Origin of the sequence: Vibrio porteresiae DSM 19223, from assembly GCF_024347055.1 — a bacterium.
Lineage (GTDB): Bacteria > Pseudomonadota > Gammaproteobacteria > Enterobacterales > Vibrionaceae > Vibrio > Vibrio porteresiae.
Genome location: NZ_AP024895.1, coordinates 2,600,019 through 2,613,157, shown reverse-complemented (window position 1 = coordinate 2,613,157; position 13,139 = coordinate 2,600,019). Strand labels below are relative to the sequence as shown.

Below are 13,139 nucleotides of genomic sequence, written 5' to 3'. Positions count from 1 at the left end.
GTAATGTAATTGATAAGGAGTCTTATTTATGTGTACCAAACATACTGATTGTTGCTCTACTCGCAGTGCAAAACCTGTTAAATCTCAGGAATCTTGCTGTCATTCCTCTCCTAAAATTCTCTCTATTCGTCCAGCATCGGGCAGTGCGGTGCAAGGTGCATTGGCACTGGATGCTCATTCACCGGAAGGCGGTGGTGGCGATGATGGAGAACCTGCTCGGCGAGAAGGTAAATATCGCTCTAGTTGGCGTGTCGTTGGGATGGATTGTCCTTCATGTGCGCGCAAAATTGAAAACGCAGTTGGGCAGTTGTCTGATATCGTTGTAGCCAAAGTCGTGTTTAGCACTGAAAAACTGGTGGTTGAACATGATGATGAACAGACCAAAAACGCGGTCGAACAGGCGGTAGGTCGCTCGGGTTTTAATATAGTTTCTCTCGACTCACCATCTCCTTCATCGGATGAGATTAAACCTTGGTATCAACAGTCAGATAATCTGCGATTACTTGGCTTAGGTATTGGCATGTTGGCAGCATTTGTTGTCAGCTTCAGTTCAGAATCAGCCGCGCAATGGCTCTATGTGTTGACCTGCCTTGTTGGTCTTTTCCCTATCGCTGTCTCGGCATTCAAATTAGCGAAAGCAGGTACACCTTTCGCCATTGAAACCTTGATGACGGTCGCAGCATGTGGTGCGCTCTATTTAGGCGAGACCGCCGAAGCCGCTATGGTGCTGTGGCTCTTTTTGATCGGTGAACGACTTGAAGGCTTTGCCGCAGAAAAAGCGCGTAGTGGTGTGCAAGCGTTGATGGCACTCTTGCCTGAAAAAGCGATCAAAATTGTCGATGGGCAACGTGTTGAAACGGATATTGCGTCTTTGACGGTGGGCGATATCGTCGAAGTGGCACCTGGTGGGCGTTTGCCTGCCGATGGCAAGCTATTGGATGCGTTAGCCAGTATGGACGAAAGTGCACTCACAGGTGAGTCTATTCCTGTTGAGCATACCCAAGGGGCGTCTTTGTCAGCAGGTTCTGTCGTCATCGATAAAGTGATTCAAATCCAAGTGACTTCGCGCCAAGGGGAAAATGCGATCGATCGTATTTTGCATATGATCGAAGAGGCGGAATCGCGCAAAGCTCCGCTCGAACGTTTCCTCGAAAAATTCAGCCGTTGGTACACGCCTTTGATGATGGTCGTCGCTTTGCTGGTGGTGACGATTCCTCCACTGCTATTTGCTCAGCCATGGGATACATGGGTGTATCGTGGCTTAGCCATGTTGTTGATTGCCTGTCCTTGTGCATTAGTGATTTCCACACCTGCTGCCATTACCTCTGGGCTCGCCATGGCAGCTCGGTTTGGTGTGCTGATTAAAGGTGGTGCGGCATTAGAAAAATTGGCGCATATAGACCAAGTTGCGTTGGACAAAACAGGAACGCTGACCCAAGGTAAACCTCAAGTAACCGATGTGAAAGGTTTTGATGCTTGGAGTGAAGCGCAAGTATTACAGATGGCGGCAGCGGTTGAAGTTGGCGCAAGCCATCCACTTGCCCAAGCGGTTATTCGTAAAGCCAAGCAAGATGGTGTCGCCTTTGAGCCTGCGCTGCAGCGTAGTGCGATTGCTGGTAAAGGCGTGACTGGATTGGTCAATGGTCAGCACATTACTCTGATCGCGCCAAATCATTTCGCCGATGCGCCAGAGCAAGCCCTGGCATCGATCGAACGATTGCAGGGTGAGGGTAAAACAGCCGTGTACGTTACGGTGGATGAGGTGATTATTGGTGTCATTGCCTGGCAAGATACCTTACGCGATGATGCACTAGGTGCCGTTTCCGCGCTAAAAGACCTCGGTGTTGACACTGTGATGTTAACTGGGGATCACCAGCGTAGCGCTGCGGCAATCGCCAGTAAACTAGGAATGAGCTACCAAGCTCAGCTGTTGCCTGAAGATAAAGTCACTTGTATTCGCTCTTTAGCACAGCAGCGCCATGTCGCAATGGTAGGGGATGGCATTAACGATGCACCTGCTATGAAAGAGGCACACATTGGTATTGCGATGGGGAGTGGTTCGGATGTGGCGCTTGAAACTGCCGATGCAGCGATCACCCACAGTCATTTGATTGAGTTGCCGAACATGATTGCGTTATCCCGAGCGACGATGCGTAACATCAAACAAAATGTGACCATTGCTTTGGGGCTTAAAGCCGTCTTTCTCGTCACTAGCCTTCTAGGTATTACGGGGCTTTGGGTTGCCGTATTGGCCGACAGTGGCGCTACGGCGCTCGTGACACTTAATGCGTTACGGTTACTTCGTTATAAACCCAAGCACAGCTGATTTTTAGAATCGCTCTATACTGAAAGGTGCTGCTATCAGCACCTTTTTCTTTGCTGGGCTATGTCACTTGCCCTTATTTATTGTGATTAAAGTCACATATTAATGTAATAGTGAAATTTATTACTGTGAATTTTGTGATAATCGTCGGCTTTAAAATTGGTCTGGTCGGATAAAGTAAGCCCGTACCCGTTATAAATGAGAGAGCTGAACAAGCCGCAATAAGGAGTATCTATGACTCAAGCTGTATTCCATCTTGGTGTAACTCAAGAAGACTTAAAAGGGGCAACGCTGGCCATCATCCCTGGTGATCCTGCGCGTGTTGAAAAGATTGCCAATCTGATGGATAACCCAACATTCCTCGCTAGCCACCGTGAATACACCGTGTTCCGTGCTGAGCTTGAAGGTAAATCTGTCGTGGTTTGTTCGACAGGTATTGGTGGTCCATCAACCTCTATCGCGGTTGAAGAATTGGCGCAACTCGGTGTGCGTACTTTCCTTCGCGTAGGGACAACGGGGGCTATCCAACCCCACGTAAATGTCGGCGATATGATTGTGACCACAGGTTCTGTCCGTCTTGATGGTGCAAGCCTACACTTCGCGCCAATGGAATTCCCAGCGGTTGCCGACTTTGATGTTGCGACAGCAATGAAGGCTGCTGCTCTCGAAAGTGGCGCAACAGTTCACACTGGCGTGACTGCGTCTAGTGATACTTTCTACCCAGGTCAAGAGCGTTACGACACCTTTACTGGTCGTGTTGTACGTCGTTTCCAAGGCTCAATGAAAGAGTGGCAGGAGATGGGTGTACTTAACTTTGAGATGGAATCAGCTACCTTGCTAACCATGTGTGCGAGTTCAGGTCTTAAAGCGGGCTGTGTCGCTGGTGTGATCATTAACCGCACTCAAAAAGAGACTCCAGACCATGAGACACTAAAATTGGCGGAAACTCGTTCCATTAAAGTGGTTGTGGAAACAGCGCGTAAGCTTCTGTAATGTCGGTTTAATCATCTAATCCTGTATTAAACAAGGCCGCTATTTAGCGGCCTTGTTGCTTTTAAAGGTCTCTGTTTACCTCAAGCGATCAGCAGTTTGGGTAATGGTTGGTAAAGAGTTTCCAACAGTTCACTGAGCATATGATCGTAAACATGAGCGATGGTCAGCGACAATGTTGACGAAATGGCATATAACTCTTGAGTGCTCAATGAGATCGTTTGATCTTTTTCCCAATCGCTCAACACCTCTAAAGCATGAGTGCAACCTGGCGAAGCGATCGTTAATGCACTGATGATCGACAACTGGTTAATTTTACGCTGCACAGTGTCAACGTAGTGGGCAAAGCGCCTACGTCCTTCTGCCGAATCGAGATCTTCAATACAAATACGCAGTTGCGTTAATGCATCCATAGCATCAATAATCTGCTGCCAGTTAATGTGGTATTCGTCACTTAGCTCTTCACGTCCCGATTCAACCAGCCATGCCAGCATCACTTCATCCAGTAGAAACATACAGTGGCGAATCGCTTTGCCATGCACAATTTGATTGCGGGCAATTGAGCGTTCTTGCCAGTCACTGGTGAGACTGTCGAGCTTGCGCTGCAAAATACGATACATAGGTTTGTTATCGAAGTGCGCAATACCGATCAGATGCTGTGATTGATTCATCAAGGCTTGTTGCAACTCGTTGAGTTCGAGATGGCGATCTTCGTCAAACATCAACACATGATGGGTCGCGCTACGGTGCTGGCGGCATAGGACAAGCAGTTCACGCAAATCGACGATCAAATCGTATTTACGCTGAGCTGAGGATTCTCGCTGTTTGGCATAGAAAAACATCAGGCCTAAGATGGCCAATGAGATGATCATAGAAAGTAATACAAACATAACCAACTCCTTGTCAGTCATACCCAACTGTCTGTATAACTATGCAGGCATAGTGCCAATCTTTACACCTATAAAAATCAGCAGGTTATTTGTAATCTTTTCTAATTGGTGCACTTAATTAGTGCGTTTGAAGCATAAAGAGGCATAAAAAAGCCCCCATAACCTGAGGCTATGAGGGCTTAGGACATTCGTCACAGATTACATGATGCGCATGCCAGGTTGAGCACCTTCGTGTGGCTCAAGAATCCATAGCTCACTACCACCAGGGCCAGCGGCTAGAATCATACCTTCAGACATACCAAACTTCATTTTACGAGGTTTAAGGTTGGCAACCATCACAGTGTATTTACCTACCAAATCCTCTGGATTGTAAGCTGCTTTAATACCAGAGAAGACTTGACGAATTTCACCGCCAATATCTAATTGGAATTTAAGTAGTTTTTCAGCCTTTGGCACAGCTTCACAAGAGATGATTTTGGCAACGCGAAGGTCCACTTTAGCAAAATCGTCAAATTCGATTTCAGCTGCAATCGGATCTTTTTCCAATTCAGTTTGTGTCACTTTAGGCGCGGCTGCTGCAATGGCTGCTTTCTCGGCTGCTGCTTCTTCTTTTGATGCTTCAATCATCGCTTCGATATTTTTTGGATCGATACGGTTGAACAGCGCTTTGAATGGGCTAACTGCGTGAGCTGTCAGTGGTGTTGCGATGCTATCCCAAGTCAGTTCTTGGTTTAGGAAGGCTTCAGTACGTTCAGCTAGAGCAGGCATAACCGGTTTCAAGTAAGTCATCAGCACGCGGAACAAGTTAATGCCTACAGTACAGATGTCTTGCAGATCTTGATCACGACCTTCTTCTTTCGCCACAACCCAAGGTGCTTTCTCATCAACATATTGGTTTGCTTTGTCAGCGAGTGCAGTGATTTCACGAATTGCACGACCGAATTCACGAGTTTCAAATAGCTCAGCAATACGTTCAGCTGCATCAGCAAACTCTTTGTATAGCGCTGGCTCTGCAAATTGCGCAGAGAGTTGACCATCAAAACGCTTAGTGATGAAACCAGCATTACGTGAAGCTAGGTTCACAATCTTGTTGACGACATCTGCGTTAACGCGTTGTGAGAAATCTTCTAGGTTAAGATCAAGGTCATCAATGCGGCTGTTCAGTTTTGCAGCGTAGTAGTAACGAAGACATTCAGGGTCTAAGTGTTTCAGGTACGTACTTGCTTTAACAAAAGTGCCTTTTGATTTAGACATTTTCGCACCGTTGACGGTGACGTAGCCGTGGACGAAAACGTTGTTTGGTTTACGGTAACCTGCACCGTCTAGCATCGCTGGCCAGAATAGGCTGTGGAAGTAAACAATGTCTTTACCGATGAAGTGATAAAGCTCAGCTGAGCTGTCTTTATTCCAGTATTCAGCGAAGTCTAGGTCGTCACGTTTGTTACATAGGTTTTTGAATGAACCCATGTAGCCGATAGGTGCGTCTAGCCAAACGTAGAAGAATTTGCCGGTTTCACCAGGGATCTCAAAGCCAAAGTATGGCGCATCACGTGAGATATCCCACTGTTGTAGACCTGATTCGAACCACTCTTGCATTTTGTTCGCAGTTTCGGATTGTAGCGAACCAGAGCGAGTCCACTCTTTCAACATGCTTTCGAACTGAGGCAGGTCGAAGAAGAAGTGTTCTGAATCTTTCAATACTGGAGTAGCACCAGACACCGCTGAACGAGGGTTAATCAGTTCTGTTGGGCTGTAGGTTTCACCACAAACATCACAGTTGTCGCCGTATTGGTCTTCTGCCTTACATTTAGGGCAAGTGCCTTTTACAAAACGGTCTGGCAAGAACATCTCTTTCTCTGGATCATAGAGTTGAGAGATAGTGCGGCTAGAAATAAAACCGTTTTTCTTCAGTTCAAGATAGATGTGTGAAGCCAGCTCACGGTTTTCATCACTGTGAGTGCTGTGGTAGTTATCAAAACTGATATCAAAGCCAGCAAAGTCTTTCTGGTGTTCTTCACTAACGCTGGTAATCATCTCTTCAGGAGTCATACCCATCTGTTGCGCTTTAAGCATGATTGGCGTGCCGTGAGCATCGTCAGCACAGATGAAGTTAATAGTGTTGCCACGTAGTCGTTGGTAACGTACCCAAATATCCGCTTGGATATGCTCAAGCATATGACCCAGGTGGATAGAACCGTTAGCGTACGGAAGGGCACAAGTTACCAAAATTTTTCTTGGTTCAGTTGCCATACTTAATTATTCGCTTTCTTGATAGGTATAAAAAGATTGGTCGTTAATACTACCTTATGATGCCAGTAACTCCAAGGCGCAGGAGTGTTGAATGTCTAACTTTTTCAGGCTTCTTTCTATGCACATTGAGTGATAGCATACGAGCAAAAAGGAGGACCTATGCATTCGTTGACGTCCAAACAAGATTTATGCGCCTGGCTAAATCAATTTTCCCATTCCCATCTGATTGCAGATTGGGCAAATCAACCTCATTTAGTGACCGAATCTGGCCCTAAGGCTTATCAGATTACTTTCCCTTTTGCCGCTCATGGTCTGATCAAAGAGTTGGATGCATGGATTCAAAACCAGCTGCAAAAAGGAGAGGTATCGAGATTTGACTATACCATCTCGGTAAAAACCAAAACCTTAGCAACGCCGGTGGCTAAAACCATTGCCGGGGTGAAAAACATCATTGCTGTCACGTCGGCGAAAGGTGGTGTTGGTAAATCGACCACCGCAGTCAACTTGGCTCTGGCCCTTGCTCACTCTGGTGCCAAAGTAGGGTTATTGGATGCCGATGTTTATGGTCCATCAGTGCCCTTAATGCTCGGTACCGAAGGTCAAAAACCGCTGGTGGCGGATGATCGTTGGATGAAGCCTGTTGAAGCGCACGGTTTATACACCAATTCTATTGGCTATTTGGTTGATAAAGCGGAAGCGGCGATTTGGCGTGGCCCAATGGCATCGAAAGCGCTAGAGCAGCTTTTAAATGAAACCCAATGGCCCGATTTGGATTATTTGGTGATTGATATGCCACCGGGTACGGGGGATATTCAGTTAACGCTCGCCCAACAAATTCCGGTGACTGGGGCTGTGATTGTGACTACGCCTCAAGACTTAGCGTTAGCGGATGCGCGTAAAGGGGCGGCGATGTTTGAAAAAGTCGACGTACCCGTGGTCGGATTGATTGAGAACATGAGCTATCACATCTGTAGTCACTGTGGCACAAAAGAACATATTTTTGGCAACGGTGGGGCGGTGCTGTTAGCCGGTGAATATGGTTTAGCTCTTCTGGCACAAATTCCGCTGCATATTGCGATGCGTGAAGATATTGATGCGGGTATTCCAACGGTCGCTCGTCGCCCGGAAAGTGAGCATGCGGGTTATTATTTAGACTTGGCAGAACGAATCAGCTCGATTCTTTTTTGGCAAGGAACGGTAAAACCGGACGCGATTGGTATAACCTTAGTCTAGTTGTGATGCAGATCTAACTTTGAGCAGAGTGAATGTAATCGTTTACTCTGCTTTTTGTTTAATCAATTGGGCGAAAAGCACTGTATTTTGGCCATTCGAAACTGGTATCTGACTAGCGATCTCCCTATAATCAGGCGGTTTATCTTAATTCCTCACATTTACACGTATCGGGTACACATACATGTCTGATAATAATCAATGCGTCATCATCGGTATCGCTGGCGCTTCTGCTTCTGGTAAGAGCCTTATCGCAAGTACTATTTATAACGAGCTACGCGCGAAAGTGGGCGATCATCAAATTGGGGTGATCACAGAAGATTGCTATTACAAAGACCAAAGCCATCTGAGTATGGAAGAACGTGTAAAAACGAATTACGACCATCCAAGTGCATTGGATCACGATCTGCTTTGTGAACATTTAGAACAATTACTTCGCGGTGAAGAAGTTCATGTTCCAGAGTACAGCTACACTGAGCACACTCGTACTAAAAACACGACTTTGCTAACACCAAAGAAAGTGATCATTCTTGAAGGGATCTTGCTGCTAACCGATCCACGTCTACGCAGTTTGATGCAAGCCAGTGTGTTTATGGATACGCCATTAGACATCTGTTTGCTGCGTCGTGTGAAACGCGATGTTGAAGAACGTGGTCGTACTATGGATTCGGTACTGACTCAGTATCAAAAAACAGTTCGTCCTATGTTCCTGCAATTTATCGAACCGTCTAAACAGCATGCGGACATCATCGTTCCTCGTGGTGGTAAAAACCGTATTGCGATCGATGTGTTAAAAGCGCACATCTCTAAATTGCTAAAATCATAAAATTTACGCATTAATAGCAATTTAGCGTTATATTTCTTTTAAGATGAATGGCACTTTGAGTGCCATTTTCTTTTTCTGTAGCTAACAAGGAAGAACCGATGAAAAAACTGTCCCTGATTGTGTTGACTGTCTTTATTCTGGTTTGTGGTAGCGCTTTAGCGCTGGTGGTGTTGGTCAACCCGAATCAATTTAAACCCTTGTTAGTTAATCAGGTTAAGGCTAAGACTGGCCTAGATCTTAAGATCGACGGCAATATTCGCTGGCAGTTTTTCCCTGCGATCGGTTTTGAATTGGGCAAAACTGAGCTGAAGAATCCTAGCGGTTTTAGCTCGGTGAATTTGTTTAAAGTAGACCAAGTGGAAATTGATATTTCTCTGTTTGGCTTAATGGAGCATCAATTACAAATCGGTAAAGTGCGCCTAGAAGGTGCTGAAGTCCATCTTGAAACCCTCAAAAACGGCACCTCTAACCTCGATGCTTTAACGTTAAAGACATCCGCTGAGCAAGCCGATAAAAAAGCCGCTCCTGCCGAGAATACCAAAACAAGCAGCGATAGCCAGAAGAGTACGGTAACTGTTTCCGCGGCCAATTCCTCTGAGAAAAAAGTGCCTTGGCAAGTCTCACTCGAGGGGATTGAAGTCGTTAATGCCTTGTTCGATATTCAAAATCAGCAAACCCAGTCCTACACCAAGTTGCACGATGTGCAGTTGAACCTAACGGAGTTTGCTGTCGGAACTTGGTCGAATTTGCGTTTCGGTGCCAAAGGGCAACACAATCAGCAACAGTTCGCACTTTCAGGAACAACCCAGATTCGCTTAGCTGAAGACCCCTTGATGACGGCGCTCAAAGAGACTGAGATCACGGCCAGCTATGATGACCAACAAATGGCGTTGAAAGAGCTTAAGTTGTCCTTACCCAAATTTGCGATCGGACAAGCCAGCGAGCTCAATTATCAACTCTCAGGAGCTAAACAAGATTTAACTTTTTCCACGCAAGGAAAAGCGTCATTGATGGTCAATAAAGCGTTGACCAAAGTGAGCGTGGATCAACTGACGTTGGATGCTACGGTTACTGGTGACTCTCTGCCGCAAACGCCGTTAAATGTATCCTTACAGGCTAAACTGGCTTATGACTCAGCCGCTGGGAAAGCTCAGCTGTGGCTGGATAGTCTCAAAGCCAACGATTTACAGTGGAAGGGGCAAGCCAGTGTTGAGTTGTTGCAACAACCCAAAATACGCTTTGCTTTAACCAGTCCTAAGTTCGATGTGGACGCTTTTCTTGGTGTAAAAGCGGCGAAGGGTGATGAATCATCTTCAACTCAATCGGGAACTGAGAAACAGAAACCTGCAACCAATGACGCTGTAGAAGCCGATACACCAGAACCGAACCTAGCAGCGTTAAATAATCTAGATGTGGCTGGCACCGTGAAAATCGGTGCGCTTAAAGTGCAAAATATGCAGTTGCAAAACGTTGATGTGGATATGAAGGTATTGCAAGGTCAGGTCAAACTTAACCATCTCAATGCTGATCTGTACCAAGGGAAAATGACACTGCAAGCCTTACTGGATGCCCATCAAGCGCCGGCACATTACACAGCGAAAGGGGCGATGACCAATGTCAAAGTTCTGCCGTTACTCCACGATGTGGCTGAAAAAGATCTGCTCGAAGGAACAGGTAATATCACCTTTGATATTGCTGGCAGTGGTTTAACGCCCAAAGCGATTAAGCAAAACCTAACCGGAACGATGGCGATCAATTTTGCTGATGGAGCGATTAATGGGATCAATATTCCTCATTTGATTCGCACCACTTATGCCCGCATCAAAGGCGAAAAAGTAACGGAAGAGAATACGAAGAAAACCGATTTCAGCGCGTTAACTGCCACACTCAAATTTGATCAAGGCAATATGTCGACACAGGACCTACAAATGCAATCGCCATTACTGCGTATCGCTGGTCAGGGGGATGCCAACTACATTAAACAGACCATGGATATGCTGTTTAGAACCTCTATCGTTGGTTCACTTGAAGGTCAAGGTGGTAAATCGATTGATGATTTACGCGATGTGACCATACCGCTGCAAATTCACGGTGCTTGGGCACAGCCTAAGTTTCGTTTGAAAATGGATGATGTGATGAAGAAAAAGGCGGAAAAAGAGCTCGATCGTGGCTTAAAGAAACTCGACGATAAAATCAAAGATGAGAAAACCAAGAAGGCGGTCAACAGTTTATTGAAAGGCTTGTTTAACTAAGTGTGATGTCATTTTCCACATCCAATTGAGTACCCTAAAAAGGTCAGTGAAGTCATTCACTGACCTTTTTAACAAGAGAGTTGAGAAAAATTTACCAATCAATCCCTTGAAGCGCTTTAATACCAGATTCAAACGCATGTTTGATGTTTTTTACTTCAGAGACAGTGTCAGCAATCTCAATTAACTCGCGGTGCGCTGCTCGGCCAGTAATGATCACCGACTGCATGTGCGGACGGTTTTGTAGTGCAGTGATCACTTCTTCTAGCTCAATGTAGCCGTAGTTAACCATATAAGTTAACTCATCAAACAGCAGTACATCGATGGTGTCGTCTTGCAACAGACGTTTGCACTCTTGCCACACGGCTTGCGCTGCGGCGGTGTCGGTCTCTTTATTCTGCGTCTCCCAAGTAAACCCTGTCGCCATGACGTGGAATTCAACCCCGAGCTTTTCTAAAACATTGCGCTCGCCATTGTTCCAAGTGCCCTTAATAAACTGCGCCACAGCGCAACGCTTCTCATGACCAATCGCGCGAGTAATCATGCCAAAGCCCGAAGTGGATTTACCTTTGCCATTACCGGTAATGACTAAAAGTAGTCCTTTCACTTCTTGTGCAGAGGCGATTTTGGCATCGACTTTCTCTTTTACTTTTTGTTGGCGAGCCTTGTGACGCTCTTGCTTAATGCTGTCCTCAGACATGACTATTCCTTTCTTGTTCTGTTTTTTGCATCATAACCTAATATTATCCGAGCAAACACTGGCAAAAATCAGGGAGATGACTTGATAGCACTTCGTGGTATTGCATCATGACAGTGTATGACTATGGAGTGGAAAGAGGAGATAAGTATGGCAGGGAAAACGAAGGCAATTTTGATTGTGTGCATGGGCAATATTTGCCGCTCGCCAACGGCTGAAGCGGTATTTCGCGCTAAAGCCCAGCAGCTAGGTATCTCTGTTCGTATCGATTCGGCTGGCACCATTGCCTATCACCAAGGAGAAGCGCCTGACCAGAGAGCACGTCGTGAAGGTGAGCGTCGAGGGTACTCGTTTCACGGCATTCACGCTCGGCAAGTGGTTGCGGATGACTTTGTTGATTTCGATTGGATTTTAGCTGCCGATAAAGAGAACTTGGACTATTTAATTGACCATTGTCCAAAAGCTTATCAGCATAAGCTCTCTTTGTTGCTGACTAAGGCTGGTATGGAGCAGGAAGAGATCCCTGACCCTTACTATGGGGGTGATGAAGGGTTTGAGCACGTACTGGATTTGCTAGAAGAGGCCGCAGAGCGAATATTCGCCACATTATAATCATCAGACTTTAACTGCAGCATATAAAAAGAAACCTGCTGCTGCAGGTTTCTCTCACGTGATACTGGAAAATAGTGATTTAGCGACTTAGCGACTTAGCGGATTGGTGATAATAGGTCAGGGTTAATCACGAGATTACGCACGCCGTGGGCGTGATCTTCTTTGAATACGTTGCTTTTACACCATTGGCCTACGGTTTCAATATTCACTTTAGATACGTTCGGGCGCACGCTCCAAGTCACTTGGAATGGTGACCCTTTTTCGTTGTAACTCGGCCCAGTGGTAGAGCCAGAGTAGAGCACTGGAGTACCAGTATGGGATGGAATATTCAGAGCTTGCTCGCGGCCTTTTTTCTTACCAGTTGCCATTAAGTAATTAAAATCAAGCGCATATGGGTCGTTCACTAACACAAATACCTGAGCTTCAACGCGCAGTTGTGGGTTGTTGATACTCTCGCTTAAACATGCCCCTAAGGTTGGCCCAGGACCCACGTTGGCGGATGAGTGCACATAGTGAACTTCAATGGTGTCACCAGGTTGCAAAGCCCCATGTTCACTCGGACAAATTTCATGTTCGGTGGGGTGCTTTTCATCGGAAGAGAGTTTGCCGTCATAAACGAAGCCACTCATGTATCCGTGACCATCACCGTTCCCTGCGTAAGTCGTAAATTGTCCGCCTTTGTGTTCAGCATTTTTGTGAAAATGGATATTACACAGGTTGAGGTCTTGGTATTCAGGTGCCATACCAAACACAATGGTATTACTGCCTTGAGTATTATCGATATCACGCGGAGATTGAGGACCAAACCCTTTGTTCTTGGTGTTTTCTGCTAGTTGGGTGCGTTGCTCCGCGATAACACTGTCTGCGACTGCTTCAGTGGTTGCGCCGTGGCTCGACTCGCTGGCTACGCCATGGAGGGAGATTGCAGAGGTTAAAGTGCCTAATAGCGCTAAGGTAAAGGTGTTTTTCATTACAAACTCCCAGAATCAATGCCTGCAAATAAGTGCAAATATCACAAGCTCCTTTGAGCGGACTATCGCAGTGTGGAGCACTTGGGGACGATAGCGTTCCG

At 46.1% G+C, this 13,139-nt stretch carries 10 protein-coding genes; 6 read left to right on the top strand and 4 right to left on the bottom strand.

All coding sequences use genetic code 11. The annotated features are described in order from the left end of the window. Positions 1–28 precede the first annotated feature (28 nt). Both OCV11_RS11925 and udp read left to right on the top strand, forming a co-directional pair. Positions 29–2,326, top strand: coding sequence for a zinc/cadmium/mercury/lead-transporting ATPase (locus tag OCV11_RS11925; RefSeq protein ID WP_261893073.1), 2,298 nt, complete (start codon positions 29–31; stop codon positions 2,324–2,326). A gap of 231 nt (positions 2,327–2,557) precedes the next feature. Further along, entirely contained in the window at positions 2,558–3,316 is a 759-nt protein-coding gene (gene udp, locus OCV11_RS11920) for a uridine phosphorylase (RefSeq protein WP_261893072.1), read from the top strand. Between the two features lie 80 nt (positions 3,317–3,396). Here the strand turns inward: udp and OCV11_RS11915 are convergent, their stop codons facing one another. Both OCV11_RS11915 and metG read right to left on the bottom strand, forming a co-directional pair. Further along, positions 3,397–4,203: a hypothetical protein gene (locus tag OCV11_RS11915; protein WP_261893071.1), complete on the bottom strand. Its 807-nt coding sequence runs from the start codon at positions 4,201–4,203 to the stop codon at positions 3,397–3,399. A gap of 198 nt (positions 4,204–4,401) precedes the next feature. Next, positions 4,402–6,453 (bottom strand): methionine--tRNA ligase, encoded by a 2,052-nt coding sequence (metG, locus tag OCV11_RS11910; RefSeq protein WP_261893070.1) that lies wholly within the window; start codon positions 6,451–6,453, stop codon positions 4,402–4,404. Positions 6,454–6,612: 159 nt separating this feature from the next. Between metG and apbC the strand changes: the two genes are divergently transcribed. The 3 genes from apbC to OCV11_RS11895 all read left to right on the top strand — a co-directional run bounded on the left by apbC (position 6,613) and on the right by OCV11_RS11895 (position 10,761). Beyond that, entirely contained in the window at positions 6,613–7,686 is a 1,074-nt protein-coding gene (gene apbC, locus OCV11_RS11905) for an iron-sulfur cluster carrier protein ApbC (RefSeq protein ID WP_261893069.1), read from the top strand. Positions 7,687–7,867: 181 nt separating this feature from the next. After that, on the top strand, positions 7,868–8,509 hold the full coding sequence (gene udk, locus OCV11_RS11900) for a uridine kinase (RefSeq protein ID WP_261893068.1): 642 nt from the start codon (positions 7,868–7,870) through the stop codon (positions 8,507–8,509). Between the two features lie 98 nt (positions 8,510–8,607). Next, entirely contained in the window at positions 8,608–10,761 is a 2,154-nt protein-coding gene (locus OCV11_RS11895) for an AsmA family protein (protein ID WP_261893067.1), read from the top strand. Positions 10,762–10,852: 91 nt separating this feature from the next. Here OCV11_RS11895 and cobO read toward each other — a convergent pair whose 3' ends face one another. Next, a complete protein-coding gene (gene cobO / locus OCV11_RS11890; protein ID WP_261893066.1) occupies positions 10,853–11,458 on the bottom strand; it encodes a cob(I)yrinic acid a,c-diamide adenosyltransferase in 606 nt (201 codons plus the stop codon). A gap of 147 nt (positions 11,459–11,605) precedes the next feature. Here cobO and OCV11_RS11885 point away from each other — a divergent pair, with 147 nt between their 5' ends. After that, positions 11,606–12,067: a low molecular weight protein-tyrosine-phosphatase gene (locus tag OCV11_RS11885; RefSeq protein ID WP_261893065.1), complete on the top strand. Its 462-nt coding sequence runs from the start codon at positions 11,606–11,608 to the stop codon at positions 12,065–12,067. Between the two features lie 95 nt (positions 12,068–12,162). On the opposite strand, the gene OCV11_RS11880 is transcribed toward OCV11_RS11885, so the two are convergent. Continuing rightward, complete coding sequence (locus OCV11_RS11880) at positions 12,163–13,038, bottom strand: delta-class carbonic anhydrase (protein WP_261893064.1); 876 nt, start codon at positions 13,036–13,038, stop codon at positions 12,163–12,165. Positions 13,039–13,139 lie beyond the last annotated feature (101 nt).

What these genes read in the sequence shown, in the direction of transcription:
- OCV11_RS11925 (WP_261893073.1), top strand. Translation starts at nt 29, where the DNA reads ATGTGTACCAAACATACTGATTGTTGCTCTACTCGCAGTGCAAAACCT.
- udp (WP_261893072.1), top strand. Translation starts at nt 2,558, where the DNA reads ATGACTCAAGCTGTATTCCATCTTGGTGTAACTCAAGAAGACTTAAAA.
- OCV11_RS11915 (WP_261893071.1), bottom strand. Translation starts at nt 4,203, where the DNA reads ATGTTTGTATTACTTTCTATGATCATCTCATTGGCCATCTTAGGCCTG.
- metG (WP_261893070.1), bottom strand. Translation starts at nt 6,453, where the DNA reads ATGGCAACTGAACCAAGAAAAATTTTGGTAACTTGTGCCCTTCCGTAC.
- apbC (WP_261893069.1), top strand. Translation starts at nt 6,613, where the DNA reads ATGCATTCGTTGACGTCCAAACAAGATTTATGCGCCTGGCTAAATCAA.
- udk (WP_261893068.1), top strand. Translation starts at nt 7,868, where the DNA reads ATGTCTGATAATAATCAATGCGTCATCATCGGTATCGCTGGCGCTTCT.
- OCV11_RS11895 (WP_261893067.1), top strand. Translation starts at nt 8,608, where the DNA reads ATGAAAAAACTGTCCCTGATTGTGTTGACTGTCTTTATTCTGGTTTGT.
- cobO (WP_261893066.1), bottom strand. Translation starts at nt 11,458, where the DNA reads ATGTCTGAGGACAGCATTAAGCAAGAGCGTCACAAGGCTCGCCAACAA.
- OCV11_RS11885 (WP_261893065.1), top strand. Translation starts at nt 11,606, where the DNA reads ATGGCAGGGAAAACGAAGGCAATTTTGATTGTGTGCATGGGCAATATT.
- OCV11_RS11880 (WP_261893064.1), bottom strand. Translation starts at nt 13,038, where the DNA reads ATGAAAAACACCTTTACCTTAGCGCTATTAGGCACTTTAACCTCTGCA.